Here is a 20,063-nt window from a genome sequence, read left to right on the forward strand (position 1 = left end):
GGGTGGGGTTAAAGCCGCCTTAATTAAAGCTGCATCCTGACTGCAAGCAGTGCTAGGGTCGGCTCGCGTCGCCCGTGGGGAGGTTGACGCCACGGTTTTGAGGGAGGCCGATATGGGGCTGATCTTCGCACGCGCGACCAATGCGACATTCACGATTTTTCTGTCGTTCGTCCTGTCCTACATCATGCTGATCGCCATGGGCATTTTATGGCCCGAAGGGCTCGACTGGCTGGTGCAGCGCGCCAAGGACGTGGAGGCCATGGTGGTGCGTCCCGGCATTCCGGTCCGCTACAAGGTCTGGCTCGATCTGTTGATTGAAGAAGGCGCGATCCTGCTGCTGTTCTTCACCATGGTGGCGCGCATTCTGGTGGCGATCGTCGGCACCGCGCTCAGCTCTCCGTTCAAGAAGCATTAGCGGACGTTTCAGGCGCAGAAACGCAACTGGTCAATCGCGGCGGATTTGGGCACTCTCGCCCTCATGACGGAACTGCGCCCCGCCCATATTCTGGTCGTTGATGACGATGATCGCATTCGCGATCTTCTGACGAAATTCCTGCGCGCGCGGGGCTTGCGCGTGACGGCGGCGCGCGATGGCGCGAAAGCGTTGTCGCTGCTGGCGCAGATGCGCTTCGACCTGATCATCCTGGACGTGATGATGCCCGGCGTGGACGGGTTTGAGGTGACCGAGACGGTGCGCCGTACCGACGCCACGCCGATCCTTCTGCTGACCGCGCGCGGCGAGCCCGAGGACCGCATCAAGGGCCTCAGCCTGGGGGCGGATGATTATCTGGGCAAACCGTTCGAGCCTGAAGAGCTGGTGCTGCGCGTGCAGGCCATCCTGCGCCGCGCCCTGCCGCAGACGCGCGGGCCGTCGGCGGTGGCGTTCGGGCCGTGGCGGTTCGAGATCGAGGCGGGGCAGCTGAGCCAGGACGGCGCGTCGGTGCGCCTGACGGGCGGCGAGACGGCGCTGCTGGCCGCGCTTGCGCGGTCCAATGGCGAGGCGGTGTCGCGCCAGTCGCTGTCCGAGCAGGCCGCCAATGGCGCCGGCGAGCGGGCGGTGGACGTGCAGATCACCCGCCTGAGGCGCAAGATCGAGACCGATCCCAAATCCCCGCTCTATATCCAGACCGTCCGCGGCTCGGGCTACAAGCTGGTCGCCGACCCGGTCTATGACGGCGTCGAGCCCTAGGCCCGATGCGCTTTTCCCTCAAACCCTACCTGCCCAAGGGCCTGTTTGAGCGCTCGCTGCTGATCATCGTGCTGCCCGTCGCGCTGATGCAGGGGGCGGTGACCTGGGCGTTTTTTGAACAGCACTGGCAGACCACCACCGCGCGCCTGAGTGAGAGCGTCGCCGGCGAGGTGGCGCTGGTGGTCCGGCTGTACGAGCGCGACGGCCCCGAAGACTTCGACGCGCTGGCCAATCTCGCCTTCGCCACCACCGATCTCAGCGTCGAGTATCGCGAGGGGGATGTGCTGCCCACCACGCGGCGGACGGCGTTCTTCCGTGCGCTCGACCGCACGCTGCGCAGCGCGCTGGGGGCGGAGCTCGATCACGCCTTCTGGTTCGACACCACGCGCTATCCCTCCTACGTGGACATCCGGGTGCAGGTGGAGGGCGGCGTGCTGCGCTTCATCGCCGTGCGCGACCGGGTGTTCGCCACCACCGGGCATATCTTCCTGATCTGGCTGTTTCTGGCCACGGGCTTGCTGCTGACCGTCGCCATCCTGTTCATCCGCAATCAGGTCAAACCCATCCGCCAGCTGGCGGAGGCCGCCGAAGCCTTTGGCCGCGGCCAGGATGTGGAGCGGTTCAAGCCCGCCGGCGCCCGCGAGGTCCGCCGCGCCAGCGCGGCCTTTCTCGACATGCGCGCGCGCCTCAAACGTCATATCGAACAGCGCACGCAATTGCTCGCGGGCGTCAGCCATGACCTGCGCACGCCGCTGACGCGCCTGCGCCTGCAGCTCGCCCTGATGCCGCAAAGCGAGGAGCGCGACGCCGCTCGCCGCGATCTGGCGGACATGGAGGCGGCGCTTGAGGAATATCTCGCCTTCGCCCGCGGCCAGGCGGGGGAGGAGGCGGACGCGCTCGACCTCACCGCCCTGTGCGAAACCCTGGCTGATGACGCGGCCCGCGAAGGCGTCGATCTGGAGCTGGAGCTGGAAGACGGGCTGACCGCGCCGGCGCGCGAAAGCGCGCTCAAGCGCGCCCTCGCCAATCTGGTGTCCAACGCCGCCGCCCATGCGCAGACCGTGCGCCTGAGCGCCCGCCGCAACGGCTCGCGCATTGAAATCCTGATTGATGATGACGGCCCCGGCATTCCCGGCGATCAGCGCGAGGAGGCGTTCAAACCCTTCTCTCGCCTCGATGAAAGCCGCAACGCCAACCGCAAGGGCGTGGGCCTCGGCCTCGCCATCGCCCGCGACACCCTGCGCGCCCATGGCGGCGAACTGCGGCTTGAAGACTCACCCTTGGGCGGGTTGCGCGCGCGGGTCAGTCTGCCGGCGTGATTGCTCCACAGCTCCGTCCTCGGGCTTGACCCGGGGACCCATGGGCCTCCGGATCAAGTCCGAAGGCCGAGAGGTTGGGTACTGGCTTTCCCATAACCCCCAATCGTCATCCCGGCTACACAAACACTCTCTTTCCCGGCGAATGCCGGGACCCAGAGATCATCAAGCGCCACGTATTCGGCCCTGGGCCCCCGCCTACGCAGGGGAAGAGAAGAGGAGATTGCTCCCAAACCGTCATCTTCCCATCTCCCCCCGCCTCATCCGCCATACTCGGGCGGCAGGGGCTTGATGCCCAGGGCGGCGCGGTGGGCGTCGGTGAAGTCCTCGCCCTCTTTCAGCCCGGCCTTCTCGCGCAAGTGCTCGTGCAGCCGGGTCAGCTTGGCTTCCAGCAGGGCGTGATAATCCACGCCGTCATCCTTTGCCGGCGCCGGCGCGGCGCTGGCCTGCATCCGCTCATAGCGTTCGGCCAGCCGCAAAGCCTGCTCGGCCTGGCGCAGGCGCCCGGCTTCAGTCAGGCGCAAGGCGCGCTGTTTCAACCCCCGCGCCATCGCCGCCCATTGCTCAGCCGTGATCTCGGCGTCGTCGGTCTCTTCAATCTCTTTCCCGGCCTGAAACCCCGGACTTGATCCGGGGCCTCCCTCCGCGTGAGGCGCTGTATCCTGAGGGAGATCCCGGCTCGCGCTGCGCGCGTCCGGGACTTCAGGAGGGGAGACACGCTCTCCCCCGCTCGGTCCTCGGACTTGATCCGGGGACCCAGGCCCCGCGGCGGCGTTTGCATGGGCCTCCGGGTCAAGCCCGAAGGCCGAGACGTTTGAGCTGCATCCCCGCCCCGACGCGGCCCAGGCTGCCGCCTCCAGATCACAGACGCGAAAGCCATGGGCCTCGGCCCAGCGATAAATCGTGCTCACCCCCACGCCGCAGGCGCGCGCGATCTCGGCGGTCTCCGCCCCCGCCTTCCGCATCGCCCGCGCCCGGGCGATCCTCGGATCATTGATGTCAGGGCTCTCAGCGCTCATGGCGGTGAGAATAGGGGATGAGGGCGGGGTGGGGGATAGGGGTGGCGCTCTCCGCCTTGGACGCCCCCTCTTTCCCGGCGAAGGCCGGGATCCAGAGATATGCAGGCGCCACGCATCCGGCTCTGGATTTAGTACGCTCTGTTATGGAGAATTTTTGGTACATGCTTCCCCTGTAGCAAAAATATCTTGCTACCTTTGATGCATCTTGGCTTACTTAAGCAAAACAACGTCTAGGGGGGGCGAGCATGAAAATGCATAAACATCTACTGGCGATACTTGGAGCGCTTGCTGCAACGGCCTGCGTATCGCCGCAGTACAATTATGTAGCTCCATCAGACCAATTCAGTAGGCCGCCACTCAATGAGACCGTGACTGTTTCTGTTGGCGAGGAAATGCTCTCGCAAGGCAATATGGTTTATCAAGATGGTATCGCCATCGATGAGCGTACAGCGATCAGTGGTTATACCCTCCATGGCGGATTTTATCCGCAAGTGGGCCAAGATTCTGAAACGACGTTTCATAGCTTTCTTATGGGGAATGCTCCCGGCGAAGTGGGAACGCTTAGCCAAAATGTTTTTATGGACCCGCCACAGACAATCCAAGCGGAACTGGGTGGTTCTCAAATTTGTGTTGTGACGGCCTTCAATATGCGCACGTGCCGTGATCGTCCGTTTGAACGAACTCAGCGCATCGTTGCCAATACAAATTCATTCCAACAGACCTTGCTGTACAGCGGTCGCGTTGGAGACAAGGTCAACATTTCCTATCGTGAGTTTTCCGGCAACGTTGCGCGTCCGGCTTTCTCGAATGATGTTGAATACGATCTAAGTTCTTCGAGTGAACTTGCCTATCGCGGAGCCAGGATTGAGGTGATTGAGGCGACGAATTCGTCGATCACATATCGTGTCCTGAGTAATTTCAATACGCGCTAGCGCTTAATCTGATCAGCTTGTCAGTCGCGTATGGTTACCACGACTCCGGCTCTGGGCCCCGGCATTCGCCGGGGAAGAGAAGGGGGATGCATCGCCACCCGTCATCCCGGCCTTGAGCCGGGATTTACTGCAGGCGTCGTAGAGATCAGATAGGAGCGTTTCCGGTTGATCCCGGATCGCTGCGCGTCCGGGCTGTCTGAAGCTGTTGAGTTATTAGAAAGCGATCTCTGGGCTATTCGTCTGGAAGTGACTCTAGATCGTCAAAGAGGTCAGCTGTATCGCTGCTTGGGACAACGCCGAAACCTTTGCCTTGGGTTATGCAAGGATGTTTGGGCCATGGATGTCCAAGAGCGCTAAACCACGTCGAACCGCCTTTATTCGATCGGTAGTAGTAACAAGTCTGGCCGCAGTCTGGGCAGCTCGTTTGATAGCAGGTGCCGTTCTTGTATTTTTTGGGCTCTGATGCGGCAGACCGAATTAGGGCTGAGCGTACGTAAACTCTCTTACCGTTTACATAGCGAAAGTGAGCCTTCCTAACGTGCAATTTTTTTATCCACTAATTGTTGGTCAATCTACGAGAGAGAGTGCGATGATAAGGTTAGTTACTCCCGCTTGGATCAACCAGTGATAAAATTTAGTTTGACAAATGTTCTGGATTTGTTCCTAGTGAGGGCATGATGAGCCGTATCGGATATGTCATAATCGTTATTTCATTTTTGTGGCCAATGTTGATTGTTGCCACCGCTGCCCTGTGGGGAGATTGGAGTAAATTTGTAATATCTTCTATTCTTGTAATAGTTTCTACAATTTGCTCTATATCTATAATATCATTCCTTTCTAATAGAAAGGGTGGAAATTCAACTAAAATTAGGAATATCAATGGAATTGATAAGGACGTAATGTCGTTTGTTATATCGTTTCTACCAGCATTTTTTATAAACGAGATAACGGATACTAAAGGGCTGGTTATATTTGTTACATTTTCTTCATTGTTTGTAATGGCTTTAATTGCTACTCGTTCATATTTTACCAATCTTTTCCTTTTGTTTTGGGGGTGGAGAGTTTATTCTGCGGAAATCCAGTCTGGCGGCAAGGAGGTAATTCATGCCTACCTTATTGTGCCCCGTGAGAATAAATTAACAAATGATATTGTGAAGCTAGTGAGAATCGCTAGTACTAACTTTTACGTTGTTCCTAGGCTGGGTTAATTTTTCTATGTCTGACAATCTGAACGTTGAAGAGGATCTGCTAAAGAAAGCGGAAGCGGAGCTTAGCGACCTGATTCAAATTTTGGGAGCCGCAGGCGGCCCCTCAGATGCAAGCATCTTTCTTGGCACCCTGAAGCCCAACCAGCCAGATGGGGGGTGGGCTAGGCTAAATGCTAGGGATGACCTCAGAATTCAGTTAGCTGGTGGAATAAAGAGGCGGCTCCTGAGCTTGGCAGAGCGTGATGTTGTGCCGCTAGAATATGATGCTGTAACTGACTCATCCATTGGTATATTGCCATCTGATTTTGAAGGTGGCCCTAGGACTTTTCTGGATAACCTTCCTGGCATTGAGATTGACGGCACTATTAAGCCTACTTCGGAAAATGTTTCTGACCAAAAGATAAGGTTGACACGGTTTGTAACTAATGACGCGAGTGAGTGCATTGATGTTTTCACCAAGAGTGGGAATATAAAAACTGTACGCGCCGCTCATGTAGCTCTTTTTGAGAAGGACCTTTTGATTCCAAGCGATAGTGATATATTCACGCTTTCTGATGACATTGATTTTTTCTTATTCCGTGGATTTTATTATATATTCAACGCGAATGCCTTTCAGGTGGCCACTAATTTTAATAAAGCAATTGAAGACAAGGCCAAGGAGGGGCTGAGTGTTCTGTCTTCGATTGATAGCATTGAAATAACAAATATGGATGATTTTTCCTCTGCTGTGACGGGAAGTAAGCTATTTGCGCGAAAGCTCGCAGCTCTTCAGTATGGAAACTATCTTAAACAGTGTACTGGGCCTAGAATTCGATCATACATTTCCACCCATGGCCTTAATGTCCATATAGAAATGGAAGGTGATAAGGCTATTTTGACGCCAGACCTTTCCAGTCATGCAAAGCGTAGTCTGTTTCTAAGTGTTCTGGCGGAAGATATTTTCGAAGGGGGAATTACTGGTCAGAAGCACCGCGCAGTGAAAAAAGTTCCACATAAAAATTAACCCCCTAAGCCCCCTCCAGCTTCTTGATCTCATCGCGTAGCCGCGCCGCTTCCTCAAACTCCAGATCGGCCGCCGCCACACGCATCCGCTTCTCCAGATCGGCGATCGTGGCCTTGAGATTGTTGGGTTCGAAGCGGGCCTGATCCTCGGCGACGGCGCGCTCGCGTTTCTTGTCGCGGGATTTGCCGCGGCCCTTGGCGGTTTGCTCCATCACGCCTTGCAGAATGTCGCTGACGCCGCGGACCACCGTGCGCGGGGTGATGCCGTGCTCGAGATTGTGGGCGATCTGTTTCTCGCGGCGGCGTTCGGTCTCCTCCATCGCCCGCTCCATGGAGCCGGTGATGCGGTCGGCATAGAGGATCACCTTGGCGTCGGCGTTCCTTGCCGCGCGGCCAATGGTCTGAACGAGCGAGGTTTCAGAGCGCAGGAAGCCTTCCTTGTCCGCATCGAGAATGCCGACGAGGCCGCATTCGGGGATGTCGAGGCCCTCGCGCAGCAGGTTGATGCCGACGAGGACGTCGTATTCGCCCAGGCGCAGATCGCGGATCAGCTCGATCCGCTCCACCGTGTCGATGTCCGAGTGCATGTAGCGGACCTTCAGCCCCTGCTCATGCATGTATTCGGTGAGGTCCTCGGCCATTTTCTTGGTCAGGGTGGTGATGAGGGTGCGAAAGCCCTTTTCGGCGGCCTTGCGGGCCTCTTCGATGATGTCGTCGACCTGGCTGGAGGTTTCGGTCTGCACCGGGCGCACTTCCACGGGCGGGTCGATCAGGCCGGTGGGGCGGATGACCTGTTCGGTGAACACGCCGCCGGTCTGGTTCAGCTCCCACTTTCCCGGAGTCGCGGAGACGTGCAGGGTTTGCGGGCGCATGGCCTCCCATTCCTCGAATTTGAGGGGGCGGTTATCCAGGCAGGAGGGCAGGCGGAAGCCGTGCTCGGCCAGGGTGCGCTTGCGGCTGAAGTCGCCTTTGTACATGGCGCCGAGCTGGGGCACGGTGACATGGCTTTCGTCGATGAAGACCAGCGCGTTGTCGGGCATGTATTCAAACATGGTGGGGGGCGGCTCGCCGGGCTTGCGGCCGGTGAGATAGCGCGAATAGTTCTCGATCCCCATGCACGAGCCGGTGGCCTCGAGCATTTCAAGGTCGAACTCGGTGCGCTGTTGCAGGCGCTGGGCCTCCAAGAGCTTGCCGTTGGCCTCCATCCATTCCAGGCGCTCGGTGAGCTCTTTTTTGATGCTGACAATGGCCTGGTTCAGCGTCGGGCGCGGGGTGACATAGTGCGAGTTCGCGTAGACGCGGACCTTCTCAAGCTCGCTGATCGGCTGGCCGGTGAGGGCGTCGAATTCCTTGATGGACTCGATCTCGTCGCCGAAAAAGCTGATGCGCCAGGCGCGGGCGTCATAGTGGGCGGGGAAGATCTCCAGCACGTCGCCGCGCAGGCGGAAGGTGCCGCGCTGGAAGGCGGCGTCGTTTCTTGTGTACTGCAGCGAGACGAGGTCGCGCATGACCTGGCGGGGGTCTTTCTCCGCCCCCACCTCCAGATCGAATACCATGGCGGTGTAGGTCTCAACCGAGCCGATGCCGTAAATGCAGGACACCGAGGCGACGATGATGACGTCGTCGCGCTCCAGGATCGCGCGGGTGGCGGCGTGGCGCATCCGGTCGATGGCCTCGTTGATGGTGGACTCCTTCTCGATGAAGGTGTCCGTGCGCGGCACATAGGCTTCGGGCTGGTAGTAGTCGTAGTAGGAGACGAAATACTCCACCGCATTATGGGGAAAATACGCCTTGAACTCGCCGTATAACTGCGCCGCCAGGGTTTTGTTCGGCGCCAGGATCAAAGCGGGACGCTGAACGTTTTCAATCACTTTCGCCATGGTGAAAGTCTTGCCGGAGCCGGTGACTCCGAGGAGAACCTGGTCCTTCTCCGACTGATTAACCCCCTCCACCAGCTCCGCGATCGCATGGGGCTGGTCGCCGGCGGGTTCGTAGTCGGAGACCATCTGGAATTTCTGCCCCCCCTCCGATTTGTCGTGACGGTCGGGGCGGTGCGGGGTCCAGTTCGCAGGCAGGCTCAGCGGATCCTTGATGGATCCGGACACGGCCTGGTCCTGAACAAAATCGGCCTGGGCCATGTCCTCGACGCCTTGCGGGGCGAGGGCGCTATCATCACGGGTCAGCTTGGGCATGGGGGCAATATGGGGGCGCTGCAACGGCTTGAACAGGGGGTGCGGAGCTGCAAGTCTTGTTTAACCGTTTGTGAGGCAATGTGCGGGTCACGGACGTCAATCAGCAGGGTCGCTAAAGCGCCATGTCTCAAGGCAGTTTTGAACGAATTCGGGTGCTTATCGTTGAGGATAACGCCCACATGTCCTCGATCCTGCGCACGATTTTGCAGGGCTTCGGGGTGCGCTCGGTGATCGAGACCCGCGACGCAGCGGATGCTTTCGAGTTGATGCGCAACGCCAATCCGGATTTGGCGCTGGTCGATTACATGCTCGGCGATGTGGACGGGCTGGAATTCACCCGGCTGATCCGCACCGCGTCCGACAGCCCGAACAAGTATCTGCCGATCGTGATGGTGTCGGGCCACACTGACCGCTCGAAAGTCTTTGAGGCGATCAATGCGGGGGTGAACGAATACCTCGCCAAGCCGGTCCGGCCGGTGGATCTGTACAATCGCCTGGTGACCCTGATCGAGAAGCCGCGACGCTTTGTGAAGACGCCGGGCTATTTCGGTCCCGACCGTCGTCGCCGTCAGGATCCGCGCTATGCGGGTCCCTTCCGCCGCATCGGCGACAAGGAAGAAGGCAAGGGCTAGGCCTCAGCCTCAGCCTCAGCCGCGTCCAGAACGGCGCTGATTTCGGCGTCGGTCGTGCACCAGCTGGCCACGAAGCGCGCCGAGCCGTCCGGCCAGCTGTAAAATCCGGCCCCGGCCTCGCGCAGGCGCGCGGCCAGCGTCTCATCAAGCCGGATGAACACCTCATTGCCTTCAGTGGGATGCACAAGCTCCGCCCCTGGCAGCGCCGCCAGCCCGTCTGACAGGCGCTTGGCGGCGGCGTTGGCTTTGCGCGCCAGATCCAGCCAGAGATTTTGCTCCAGCCAGGCGCCCATCTGGGCGGAGACATAGCGCATCTTGGGCAGCATAAGCCCGGCGCGTTTCTGATTGGCGAGCAGTTGGGGCAGGCGGTCCTTGACCGACGGGAACAGGATGATCGCTTCGCTTGCCATGACGCCGTTTTTTGTGGCGCCCAGGCTCAGCGCGTCGACGCCGCGTTTCCAGGTCATCTCGGCGGGCGTGCAGCTCAGCGAGACCAACGCGTTGGAAAAGCGCGCCCCGTCCATGTGCACGAACAGATCGCGCGCTTTCGCCTGGCTGATCAAGGCGTCCAGCTCGTCCAGCGTATAGGCGCAGCCTGACTCGTTGAGCTGGGACAGGCTCAGAACGGCGGGCGGCGTGGCGTGGACAAAGTCACTCGGCCATTGCTTCAGCGTGTCAGCCAGCGCTTCGGGATGGATTTTGGCGTGTTCGCCCGCCAGCGGCAGCAGCTTGGCGCCGCGGGTGAAAAACTCCGGCGCGCCGCGTTCATCGCGATGGATGTGCGCTTCGTCATGACACAACACCATGGCGTCTGGCGGGCACAGCACGGAAAGGGCCAATGCGTTGGAGGCTGTCCCGGACACCGTGAAGACCACCTCCAGCTCTGTTTCAAACAGCTCGCAGAGCTGGCGTTTCACCCCGGCGCTGACGGGGTCAGCGCCATAGCTGGGCGCGAAGCCGTCATTGGCGCGAGCCAAAGCATCCAGAAGGGCCGGGTGGGCGGGGGCGGTGGTGTCGGACAGAAAATTCATGGCCGCATGCAAGCGGCATTTCCCCCTCGCGGTCAATGCCGCAACCCGTCAACGGCTGATCAGGCTGCAATCGCCCGGGCGCCCGCGTCTAACAGCACTTTCAGCGCGTTTTCGCTTAGGGGCTCTGCGAAACTTAGTCCGGCCTCTCCCCCGCTGGCCCAGATCACCGTCGCCAGATCATCCAGCGGCGGGCTGGTCAGCTTGACGATCTGGCCTTCCGTGAGGTCATTGCAAGCGATCCGAACGCCCTGTTTTGAAGCATCAATCAGCGTGATGGTCATCCGCTTGTCGCCGACCATCAGCTCGGCATTGTGTTGCACGGACTGGCGTTGTTCTCGCCGGCTCTCGGCTGCGGCCACGGCTTGCTGAACGATCTCGGGAATCGCTGTGCTGGCCTCGCTTGCTGTGGTCGCCATGGTTTGCACCAGGCCCGCCATGCCTTCTGCATCCTTGGCGGAACGCGTGGTCATCTCGACCAGTTCACTGATATCGCTGCTCACGCGCGTCAGCGCTTCGCGATTCTGGTCGACAAAGCTTGAGAGAGACCCTGTGGACGCGGATTGCTCTTCCATCGCGGCGGCCACAGACGCTGTCACTTCGCCAATATTTTCAATGGACTGGCTGATGGCGTTCATGGCCTCCACCGTGGATTGGGTGCGGTTCTGGATCTGGGCGACGCGTTCGGCGATCTGGGTGGTCGACTGATTGGTCTGGGCGGCCAGCGCCTTCACCTCGCTTGCGACCACCGCGAAGCCCTTGCCTGCGTCTCCGGCCCGCGCGGCTTCTATGGTGGCGTTCAAGGCCAGCAGATTGGTCTGCTCGGCGATGTCGGTGATCATTCCGATGAAGTCGCTGATCTGCTGGGCGGCTTCATTGAGCTCCTCAACGCTCTGCCGGGACCGGTCCGCCTCACCCATGGCGTTTCGCGCCAGGGCGTCGCCGCGTGTGATCTGCTGGGTGACTTCGCCGATGGCGGCTGACAGTTCAGACGCCAGTTCTGCGGCGCGACCGGTATGCTTGACGTTCTGCTCTGTCGCCTGGGTGACCTGATCCGCCGTGCGACCAGCTGATTCCAGCGTGCTGCGGATCGTGTCGCTGTTGGATTTCAGCGATTGAGCAGCGTCGGCGACGGACCCGACAGATTCCAGTGTCGCCGCCTCCACGCGGGTCGCCATCTCGCTCAGGACCTTGCGGCGCTCTCTCATGGCCGCCTGTTCCATCCCCGCCCGTTCCTGGACCGCCTGCTCTCGCTCATGCGTCGCTTTGCGGAAGGATTCCGCGGTGCGCGCCAAAACGCCGATCTCGTCGCCTCGCTCCGCTCCGGTGATCACAACACTGGTGTCCCCGCCCGCCAGCTTGCCCAGGCATGCCGTGATCGCTGCGAGAGGGCGCACGACCGACCACATCAACGCTGCGGTCCCGAAAAGGGCAATCAGGGCGATCACGATGGTCAAGGCCAGGGTTGTCAGAGCTGTATTCCGGGCTTGCAGTCGCAAGGTGGCGGCGTTGCTGATGATGTCCTGAGCAAGAACCTCTTCGAGCTGCATCAGCAGCTCGATACGCTGGGTGGTCAGCTCGAACCAGTCGCTGCCGGTCAGGTTTGACAACGCGTCGCCATATCCTGCGGCAATCAGGTTTTCGCGGGCAGTGTCGACGGCGAGTGCTTCGGGTTGTTCCAGAAGGGTGTCGAGCCTTTGCGCCCAGTCAGCGCCCATCAATTCGCGAAACTCTGTAAAAAAGGCGGTCTGACGCGCCATCAGATTCAATGCCAGCTGGTGCCTGTCCGGCGTTACGCTGCGTGAGGCGAAAATGTTGGATCCGACAGCCCGTTCAATGCCGGCGCTTTCCTTGGCCGACATGAGATTGAGCAGGCCGATCATCTGACTCGACAGGTCACTGGATTTGCCCAGATGGGACAGTTCGGCGACGGATTCCAGCATCGCCGAAATGGTTTGCGTGTAAGGGCCGACCGCTTGGCCCAGGTTGAGGTTCAATCCGTCTATGCGCTGGCGATGGGTGACCAGCTGCGCAAGATGCTCGTCTACCTGATGCAGAACATCTTCGAGATGGGGTTGGTTCAGGCTTGCGGCGGCAGTGGTTCGAGCTGTGCGGTACTGACTCAGGACGCTGTCGGTTTCATCGCGCTGCGTTTGCAAAGCCCGACGATAGGTATCGCCGCCCTGGCTGCCGACAAACCCCGCTGAGCGTCCGCGCTCTCGCTGGAGTTGGTGAACCAGTTCGCTGATGCTCCGCGTGAAGCGTGTGGCGTCCTCCACAGCCGCCATATCACGCGCGACGCTCCATTGATTGATCACAAGACTGGCGGCAAAGAACACCAGTGCGAGCGTGGGCAACAAGGCGGAAACAATCATTCGCCAGGTCACGGGTATATTGGACAGCATTGCTTGATCTCCCGAAGCACACTCTTGAAGCGTTGCCTGCTTGGGTTGATCGGTGATTAAGCACTCGCGTGGATGGCGTGTCGTGCAAGGCGGTCAATCGGGGTCTGGAAGCCGGTTTCCCAGATTGTCCGTTCGGGCGTCTTGATCGCGCTGCATGGCGCGGGTCACGCCGGGGGTGGCGATCGCTTCACGGCGCGCCTCGCTGAGCGCCAGCATGATGCGTTCGACTTGTGATGGGTTTGCGCCCAGCTGACGCAGTTGGAACGCCATGCGGTCCATGTCTTCGATAAATTCCGGCGACGCCTCGCCCAGGGCCTGAAGACCGAAGCGGGCCAGCTCGGCGGATCTCGGATTGGGCCCGTCCGGACACGCTCCTGCTTCCAGATTGGCTTGGGATGAGGAGAGGCAAAAACTCTCACGGACTGTTCCCACGACGCCGTTCAGGGACAGGGCGACCTGAAAATCGGCCGGGTCCAGCCGGGTTTCAGCCCGCGTCAGGATATCAGCGAAGCTGGGCCGCCGGGCGGCGGCGCGCGGGGGCGCCGGATTGATCTGGGTTGTGGCGACAGGGCCATTTGCAGCCGGCGGTGCAGATGAAGAGAGCTGGCCGCGGCCCGAGCCGCGTGAACTGTTCTGAGTCGCGGGGCTATCCTGTGGAAGGGCGACATCGGGGCTCAGACTGATCGCAGTGTCGTCAATTGGCGGCGTGTCGTCCTCAGGGGAGTCCGCTGGCGTGTCTTCGGCGGCGACGGGGTCAGGCGCGGCTGTCTCGGTCTCATTCACGGGCGACGGTTCAGCGTCCGCCGGGTCCGCTTCGACCTCCGCCAGGGGCGGTTCGATCAGACGGGCGTCGCTTTCGGCGTCCGTCGCGCTAATGGTGTAAAAGCGCACATCCAGGACATCGCTGACAGCGCTGATCCGCAAGAGTTCGGCCGGCGGCGTCCGGATCAGAAGCGCGAGCATCGCCACATGCAAGAGGATCGCCAGCCCCAAGGGCAGGCTGCGCCGTATCGCGTCGCGCAACCGGTCAGGGCTGAGGGCGGGGAGCGGAGAAGCGGAGACACTCACAGCGCAACAGATGAGGCCATTGCGCCGGGGTTTCAATCACTGATCAGTCGCTTAGCGTCCGAGATGTGTCGCGCCGGACGCCTCGACGGCGATAAACAGGGACTCCGCGCCGCTGGCCGATCCGGTGTAGAGCGTCCAGGCGGCGGCGATCAGGCACAGGGCTGCGAGCCCGAGGCCCAGAAGGCCCATGCTGGATGTGTTCTGCTTCATCGTCTCGCCCTCCCTTGGCCTGCCTCGTCTGCGGCGTGTGAACCGGACATGAATTAGCCTTAGCCTGTCCCGAGGCGGCTCCGGGGCCGAAATCGGGCGAAGGCGAGGTCAAATGTGTTGATTTCTGGGCGGAACAGTTGTGCGCAAAGCCGCGCCGATTAGGCTGGCGACGGATCACGGGAGGATGTCGCCATGTTGACCGCGTTTCTGGGGCCTGAAGGCAGTTTCACCCATCAGGCCGCCGAGCAGCTGGTCCCGCAAACCAGTCTGCTGGATCCCCATGACACCTTGGACTCTGTTCTGAGCGCCCTGCGCGGTGGCGCCGCACGATATGCCGTCGCTGCGATCGATAGCGCCGCAGGGCCGATCGGTGAAACGGTCGCCGCGGTTGAAGAGGGCTGGGCGCAGGTGCTGGCCGAGCATTCTATCGAGATCCGCTTTGATCTGTATCGACGGATTGTGGACGAGGCCCCGCTCATCGGAGTTGTGGGCCATGAAAAAGCGCTGGCTCAGCTGGCGCCCTATATCGATAACAAGCGCTTGCGCACACGCGCTTTTGCTTCAAATACTGCTGGCCTGGCGGCGATCCGCACTGAGTCCGATCCCGGATGGGGCGCTGTGGGGCCGTCGGGCCTGGCCCGCGCCTATGGGTTGAGGGTGGCCGAGCGCGCCATTGAGGCGCCGGCGCAGCTGGTGACCCGCTTTGTTTTGTTGCAGCGTAGACCTGATTGATGCGCTGCAGCGAAATTTATTCTTGAGGAGTATGTCCATGTCCGAGTCTGCATCCGCCGCGCAGGATTTGCTGCGCGTCTCCGAGGCGCTGTCCCGCGTCAAGCCGTCGGCCACCATCGCGGTCAGCCAGAAGGCGCGTCAGCTCAAGGCGGAAGGCAAGGACGTGATCGGTCTGGGCGCGGGCGAGCCCGATTTTGATACGCCTGACCACATCAAGGAAGCGGCGATCAACGCGATTCGATCCGGTCAGACCAAATACACCAATGTGGACGGCCTGCCGGAGCTGAAGGAGGCGATCTGCGCCAAATTCAAGCGCGATAACGGTCTTGAGTACACGCCGGCCCAGGTGAACGTGTCGCCGGGCGGCAAGCCGGTCATCTACAACGCCTTCCTCGCGACGCTGAACCCCGGCGACGAGGTGGTGATCCCCGCGCCCTACTGGGTCAGCTATCCCGAAATGGCGCTGTTGTGCGGCGCGGAGCCGGTGTTCGCCTCCGCCGGCGTTGAAGACGGCTTCAAGCTGACGCCTGAAGCGCTGGAAGCGGCGATCACGCCCCGCACGCGGTGGGTGATCCTGAACTCGCCCTCTAACCCGACCGGCGTCGCGTATACGGCTGAAGACCTCAAGGGTCTCGCCGCGGTGCTCGAGCGCCATCCCCAGGTGCTCATCCTGACTGACGACATGTACGAGCACCTCGTCTATGACGATTTTGAATTCGCCACCCTCGCCCAGGTCGCGCCCAATCTGTATGATCGCACGCTGACCATGAACGGCGTGTCCAAGGCTTACGCCATGACAGGCTGGCGGATCGGCTACGCCGCCGGGCCGGAGAAGCTGATCAAGGCCATGGCCAAGGTGATGAGCCAGACCACCTCCAACCCCTGTTCGATCAGCCAGTGGGCGTCGGTGGCGGCGCTCAACGGCGATCACGGCTTCCTCAAGCCGCGCAACGCCGCCTTCAAGGCGCGCCGGGACTCCATGCTCGACAAGCTAGAAGATGCGCCGGGCCTGATCGCGCCCACGCCGGAAGGGGCGTTCTACATTTTCGCCGATTGCGGCGGGCTGATCGGCAAGACCTCTCAGGGCGGTCAGTTCCTGAAGACCGATCTGGACGTGTGTGAGGCCTTGCTCACCGAAGAAGGCGTGGCGGTTGTGCCTGGCACCGCGTTCGGCGCGTCCGCCGGCTTCCGCCTGTCATACGCCACCGATGACGCCGCGCTGGAAGAGGCGGGGAAACGTATCGTCCGGTTCTGTCAGGCCGCCGCCGAGTCATAGAGAAACTCTATAGCTTTCTTTCAAAAACTCAGTTGGCGTCCGAAGGCGTTCATCCCCACATTGTAAGTATGGATTTCACCGCAAAGGAGGCGGCAATGGACATCAATATGGGTCTGAGCAAAGAGCAACGCGAAACCATGGCCAAGGCGGTCACGGCGCTGCTGGCCGACACGTATGCGCTCTATTTCAAAACGCACGCCTATCACTGGAACGTGACCGGTCCGCGCTTTCACGACCTGCACACCATGTTCGAGGAACAATACACCGAGCTGTGGACGGCCACTGACGACATCGCCGAACGCATCCGGGCGCTGGGCGTGCTGGCGCCGATTTCATACGAAGAGATGGGCGCGTCAGCCAAGATCAAGCACGACAGCGCCACGCCTGACGCCAACACCATGGTCGCCAATCTGGTGGCGGGTCACGAGCAAGTGGTGCGCACGGCGCGCGACGCGCTCAAGCTGGCGGAAGAACATGGCGATGAGGCGACGTCAGACCTGATCGCTCCGCGCATCACCCTGCACGAGAAGACGGCCTGGATGTTGCGGGCGACGCTGGGCTAGGTCTTCAAGCACCGCCAGAGCATGAAAAACCCCGCCAGCGAAGACGCTGGCGGGGTTTTCTGTACGTGCGCTCGAGGGGGAGGGTGCGCACGTCCATGACGTCAATAGCGGCTGACTAAGCCTTCTATAATAAGAAAAGAGCCGGCCCCGCATCGGCGGTGACCGGCTCAGTTTAGCATACCTAATCGGGGAGGAGACGGTATGCGCTCAAAGGGGAAAGCAGACAAAGCATCCGCTGTCGGGGGGTATATGCCCCTCTCCCTCAATCGAGACAACAGCCCGTTCGCCATAGCCGTTATGCGTTTTTGCGGGGCTGCAACAATTGTGTCAGAGGGCTGCCGCAATGGTGTCGCAATTGGATCCAAACCGGCCCAAATCGGGTCGAAACGGCTATTCGCGCCAGAGTTTGACCTCTTCCATGATGAAATCACGGAAGGCTTTCACCCGGCGCGACGCGCGCAATTCCTCAGGGAAGATCAGATACACTTCGAAGGGCGGTCCCTCGACGGTCTCAAACAGGCGTTTGAGCCTGTCATTTTCGCGCGCCACGTAATCGGGCAGGCCCACCAGGCCCAGGCCGGCCTCGGCCAGACGCATCATGCCGTGAATCGTGCTCGCTTCGGCCAGCGCCTCACGCGGCTTGTCGCCCGGCTCGCGGCCCAGATCCAGATGCCAGTTGAGATTGGGGATGGGCGCCAGATTGCGCGGGCCGTAGCCGACAAAGTCATGACGGTCGAGATCGTCATAGCTCGAAGGCGCGCCCTTGCGTTCCAGATAGGCTTCAGACGCATACAGATGCTGGTCCACCACCATAAGCTTGCGCTGGATGAGATCGTTCTGGGTCGCCGCCCAGGGTCTCAGCGCCACATCGGCTTCAAGGTTGGCGATATCCAGTTCATGGTCGACCAGCAGCAAGCGCACCCGGATTTGCGGGTAGAGCGCATGAAAGCGCGCCAGGCGCGGCGCGAGCCATGTGGCGCCCATGGCGGTGGGCGCGGTCACCCGTAACAGGCCGCTCGGTTCATCCCGGCAGTCCAGCACATTGGCTTCAGCGAGCGCGATCTTGCCCGCCACATCCTTGCTGGCTTCAAACAGGACGCGCCCCGGCTCGGTCAGCAGCAGGCCGCGGGTATGGCGATGAAACAGTTTCACCCCCAGCTCGCCTTCGAGCGCCGAGATTTGTCGGCTGACGGCGGATTGCGACAGGGCCAGGGCTTCCGCGGCGCCGGTCAGCGATCCCACTTCGGCGGCCGCGTGGAAGGTTTTGAGCTTGTCCCAATCCATCAGGGGGCGCCTTTACAGTTTGATCGTCATGCCGTCAGCGAGCGAATTGCGATAGGCGCGCCAGGCCGGAAACAGGCCGAGAAGAGCGGCGGCTCCGGTAACGGCGCCGACAATGGTCAGATCGTATAGCCCCGGCGCCAAGCCCGGCAAGAGAATGCCGAAGCGCGCCTCCAGCAGCGGAGCGAGCGCGTTGAGCGCGCCATACGTGGCGATCGCCCCCAGGACAGCGCCGGCGAGCGCGACCAGGGCCGCTTCCGCCACCAGCAGCACGAAGACATGGCCGGGGCGGGCGCCCAGGGCGCGCAGGATCGCCATTTCGCGCCGCCGCTCATTCAGGCTGGTCAGAATGGCTGTCAGGATCGACACAAGGCCTGTCAGCACTACAAACGCCGCCACGGCGGCCAGAGTGCGTTCGGCGACGCCCACAATGCTCCACAGCTGAGCCAGCGCCACGCCCGGGATCACGGCTTGCAGCGGTTCTTCGGGATAGGTGTTGATGGCGCGCTGCAGCCGAAGCGCGGCCACCGGGCTGTCGAGCCCCACGAAAAAGGCCGTGAGCTGGTCCGGCGTCAGATCCATGGCGCGCAGCTCATCAGCGGAGACAGTCGCGCCCGATCCTGTGGCGCCGCCCAGATGGATGGCTTCAATCGCTTCAAGGGTGACCATGACGGACTGGTCCAGCGGCGTCCCGGTGGGCGCCAGCACGCCCACCACGGTGAACGGGTTGCTGTCATGTTCGATGAAGCCCACCGCGCCCATGCCGTGGGCGACGATGATTTCGTCGCCAGTCTGATAGCCCTGTTCGCGCGCGACGGCGGCGCCGATCACGGCGCCGAACAGGTCGCTGAAGGGCTGGCCGCTGGCGAACTCCAGATGGCGTCCGCCGCCGTATTGATAGTGTTCGAACAGGTCCGGCGTCGACCCGATCACCCGGTGACCGCGATGGGAATCGCCCAGGCTGATCGGCACGGTCCAGGCCACGCCGGACGCGCTGGCCACTGTCTCATAGCTTTCCCAGGTGATGTTGTTGGTGGCGTCGCCGATGTGGAACACCGAATAGAGCAACAGGTTCACCGGGCTCGATCGCGCGCCGACGATCAGGTCGACGCCGGAGATGGTGTTTTCAAAGCTCTCGCGGGCGCCATGGCGCACTTTCTCCACGCCGAGAAACAGCATGACTGAAATGGCGACCGTCAACACGGTCAGGATGGCGGTGGCGCGGCGATTGGCGATGGAGCGCAGGGCGAGGTTCAGGACAGGCAGACGCGCCATTATGCAGGCTCCTTCGCACTGACCGTGTTGATCTCGCTCAGATCCAGCGCGCGGTCGAACTGGGAGGCGAGGCCGCCGTCATGGCTGACGAACAGCAAGGCCGCGCCAGACGCGGTGCATTCTTCCTTGAGCAAGGCGATGAAGGCGTCGCGACTGTCTGCATCAAGCGCCGAGGTCGGCTCGTCCGCCAGGATCAGCCCCGGCTTGCCGATCAGGGCGCGCGCCGCGGCGACGCGCTGTTGCTGGCCGACGCTGAGATTGGCCGCGCGCTGGGACCAGACTTCACGGGCGTCAAGGCCAAGCCGTTCCAGCAGTCTGCGCGCTTCAGCCTGTTCGCCGCCTGCAGCTTCAGCCTGACGCGCACGCTCGGATGAGAACCGGCAGGGCAGCATGACGTTCTCGCCCACCGGCAGATAGGGCAGCAGGTTGAACATCTGGAAGATCACGCCCAGATGCGCCGCGCGAAACGCGTCGCGCTTCGCCGGGGACAGGGTCTGCATCGCCTGGCCCAGAATCTCCAGATCGCCCGAGCGAGGCTCCAGGATGCCGGAGATCAGGCCCAGTAATGTGGATTTGCCGGACCCGCTGGCGCCTCGAAGGAAAATTCGCTCGCCGGCTTCCACGCGCAGGGCGTCAATGGAGATGACATCCGGCTGACGCCGCGTATAGGCGAAGCGCAAATCAGACAGGGCGAGGGCGGGGGGCGCAGGCGTCGAGGTCATACGCAATTGTGTA

At 61.4% G+C, this 20,063-nt stretch carries 19 protein-coding genes; 10 read left to right on the top strand and 9 right to left on the bottom strand.

Going from position 1 to position 20,063, the window contains the following annotated elements; translation table 11 throughout:
• The first annotated feature begins 112 nt into the window (after nt 1–112).
• From G405_RS0110845 to G405_RS0110855, 3 genes are all read left to right on the top strand, one after another.
• The gene (locus tag G405_RS0110845; protein ID WP_022701545.1) at nt 113–415 is read left to right on the top strand and encodes a hypothetical protein; all 303 of its coding nucleotides are present in this window, start codon (nt 113–115) and stop codon (nt 413–415) included.
• Between the two features lie 63 nt (nt 416–478).
• A complete protein-coding gene (locus G405_RS0110850) occupies nt 479–1,189 on the top strand; it encodes a response regulator (protein ID WP_022701546.1) in 711 nt (236 codons plus the stop codon).
• Between the two features lie 5 nt (nt 1,190–1,194).
• Nucleotides 1,195–2,508 (top strand): ATP-binding protein, encoded by a 1,314-nt coding sequence (locus G405_RS0110855; protein ID WP_022701547.1) that lies wholly within the window; start codon nt 1,195–1,197, stop codon nt 2,506–2,508.
• A gap of 257 nt (nt 2,509–2,765) precedes the next feature.
• Here the strand turns inward: G405_RS0110855 and G405_RS0110860 are convergent, their stop codons facing one another.
• Nucleotides 2,766–3,524, bottom strand: coding sequence for a helix-turn-helix domain-containing protein (locus G405_RS0110860; protein ID WP_022701548.1), 759 nt, complete (start codon nt 3,522–3,524; stop codon nt 2,766–2,768).
• A 245-nt stretch (nt 3,525–3,769) separates the two neighbouring features.
• Here G405_RS0110860 and G405_RS0110870 point away from each other — a divergent pair, with 245 nt between their 5' ends.
• The 3 genes from G405_RS0110870 to G405_RS0110875 all read left to right on the top strand — a co-directional run bounded on the left by G405_RS0110870 (nt 3,770) and on the right by G405_RS0110875 (nt 6,667).
• On the top strand, nt 3,770–4,456 hold the full coding sequence (locus G405_RS0110870) for a hypothetical protein (RefSeq protein ID WP_022701550.1): 687 nt from the start codon (nt 3,770–3,772) through the stop codon (nt 4,454–4,456).
• A gap of 677 nt (nt 4,457–5,133) precedes the next feature.
• The gene (locus tag G405_RS17005; protein ID WP_156861475.1) at nt 5,134–5,664 is read left to right on the top strand and encodes a hypothetical protein; all 531 of its coding nucleotides are present in this window, start codon (nt 5,134–5,136) and stop codon (nt 5,662–5,664) included.
• 7 nt (nt 5,665–5,671) lie between these two features.
• Nucleotides 5,672–6,667 carry a Kiwa anti-phage protein KwaB-like domain-containing protein gene (locus tag G405_RS0110875; protein ID WP_156861477.1) on the top strand — a complete coding sequence of 332 codons (996 nt, stop codon included), beginning with the start codon at nt 5,672–5,674 and terminating at the stop codon, nt 6,665–6,667.
• A gap of 4 nt (nt 6,668–6,671) precedes the next feature.
• Here G405_RS0110875 and uvrB read toward each other — a convergent pair whose 3' ends face one another.
• On the bottom strand, nt 6,672–8,858 hold the full coding sequence (gene uvrB, locus G405_RS0110880) for an excinuclease ABC subunit UvrB (protein WP_022701552.1): 2,187 nt from the start codon (nt 8,856–8,858) through the stop codon (nt 6,672–6,674).
• A 122-nt stretch (nt 8,859–8,980) separates the two neighbouring features.
• Between uvrB and G405_RS0110885 the strand changes: the two genes are divergently transcribed.
• On the top strand, nt 8,981–9,490 hold the full coding sequence (locus G405_RS0110885; protein ID WP_022701553.1) for a response regulator: 510 nt from the start codon (nt 8,981–8,983) through the stop codon (nt 9,488–9,490).
• On the opposite strand, the gene G405_RS0110890 is transcribed toward G405_RS0110885, so the two are convergent.
• From G405_RS0110890 to G405_RS17010, 4 genes are all read right to left on the bottom strand, one after another.
• Nucleotides 9,487–10,521, bottom strand: a complete 1,035-nt coding sequence (locus tag G405_RS0110890) for a threonine aldolase family protein (protein ID WP_022701554.1) — start codon at nt 10,519–10,521, stop codon at nt 9,487–9,489. The two genes, G405_RS0110885 and G405_RS0110890, sit on opposite strands and share 4 nt — an antisense overlap.
• Before the next feature lie 59 nt (nt 10,522–10,580).
• Nucleotides 10,581–12,923, bottom strand: a complete 2,343-nt coding sequence (locus G405_RS0110895) for a methyl-accepting chemotaxis protein (protein WP_022701555.1) — start codon at nt 12,921–12,923, stop codon at nt 10,581–10,583.
• Between the two features lie 93 nt (nt 12,924–13,016).
• Nucleotides 13,017–13,946: a hypothetical protein gene (locus G405_RS0110900; RefSeq protein WP_022701556.1), complete on the bottom strand. Its 930-nt coding sequence runs from the start codon at nt 13,944–13,946 to the stop codon at nt 13,017–13,019.
• Between the two features lie 96 nt (nt 13,947–14,042).
• The gene (locus G405_RS17010) at nt 14,043–14,201 is read right to left on the bottom strand and encodes a hypothetical protein (RefSeq protein ID WP_156861479.1); all 159 of its coding nucleotides are present in this window, start codon (nt 14,199–14,201) and stop codon (nt 14,043–14,045) included.
• 192 nt (nt 14,202–14,393) lie between these two features.
• On the opposite strand from G405_RS17010, the gene G405_RS0110910 reads away from it, so the two are divergent.
• The 3 genes from G405_RS0110910 to G405_RS0110920 all read left to right on the top strand — a co-directional run bounded on the left by G405_RS0110910 (nt 14,394) and on the right by G405_RS0110920 (nt 16,772).
• Nucleotides 14,394–14,933, top strand: coding sequence for a prephenate dehydratase domain-containing protein (locus G405_RS0110910; RefSeq protein ID WP_022701558.1), 540 nt, complete (start codon nt 14,394–14,396; stop codon nt 14,931–14,933).
• Nucleotides 14,934–14,970: 37 nt separating this feature from the next.
• Nucleotides 14,971–16,209, top strand: coding sequence for a pyridoxal phosphate-dependent aminotransferase (locus tag G405_RS0110915; protein ID WP_022701559.1), 1,239 nt, complete (start codon nt 14,971–14,973; stop codon nt 16,207–16,209).
• 95 nt (nt 16,210–16,304) lie between these two features.
• Nucleotides 16,305–16,772, top strand: coding sequence for a Dps family protein (locus tag G405_RS0110920; protein WP_022701560.1), 468 nt, complete (start codon nt 16,305–16,307; stop codon nt 16,770–16,772).
• A 390-nt stretch (nt 16,773–17,162) separates the two neighbouring features.
• On the opposite strand, the gene G405_RS0110925 is transcribed toward G405_RS0110920, so the two are convergent.
• From G405_RS0110925 to G405_RS0110935, 3 genes are read right to left on the bottom strand one after another with little or no spacing between them, the layout of a single operon-like run.
• Nucleotides 17,163–18,056 (bottom strand): LysR family transcriptional regulator, encoded by an 894-nt coding sequence (locus G405_RS0110925; protein WP_022701561.1) that lies wholly within the window; start codon nt 18,054–18,056, stop codon nt 17,163–17,165.
• Nucleotides 18,057–18,068: 12 nt separating this feature from the next.
• Nucleotides 18,069–19,328 (bottom strand): ABC transporter permease, encoded by a 1,260-nt coding sequence (locus G405_RS0110930; RefSeq protein ID WP_022701562.1) that lies wholly within the window; start codon nt 19,326–19,328, stop codon nt 18,069–18,071.
• The gene (locus G405_RS0110935; protein ID WP_022701563.1) at nt 19,328–20,050 is read right to left on the bottom strand and encodes an ABC transporter ATP-binding protein; all 723 of its coding nucleotides are present in this window, start codon (nt 20,048–20,050) and stop codon (nt 19,328–19,330) included. Before G405_RS0110935 ends, G405_RS0110930 begins: the two co-directional genes overlap by 1 nt.
• Nucleotides 20,051–20,063: the final 13 nt, after the last annotated feature.

This window comes from Oceanicaulis alexandrii DSM 11625, assembly GCF_000420265.1.
GTDB lineage: Bacteria > Pseudomonadota > Alphaproteobacteria > Caulobacterales > Maricaulaceae > Oceanicaulis > Oceanicaulis alexandrii.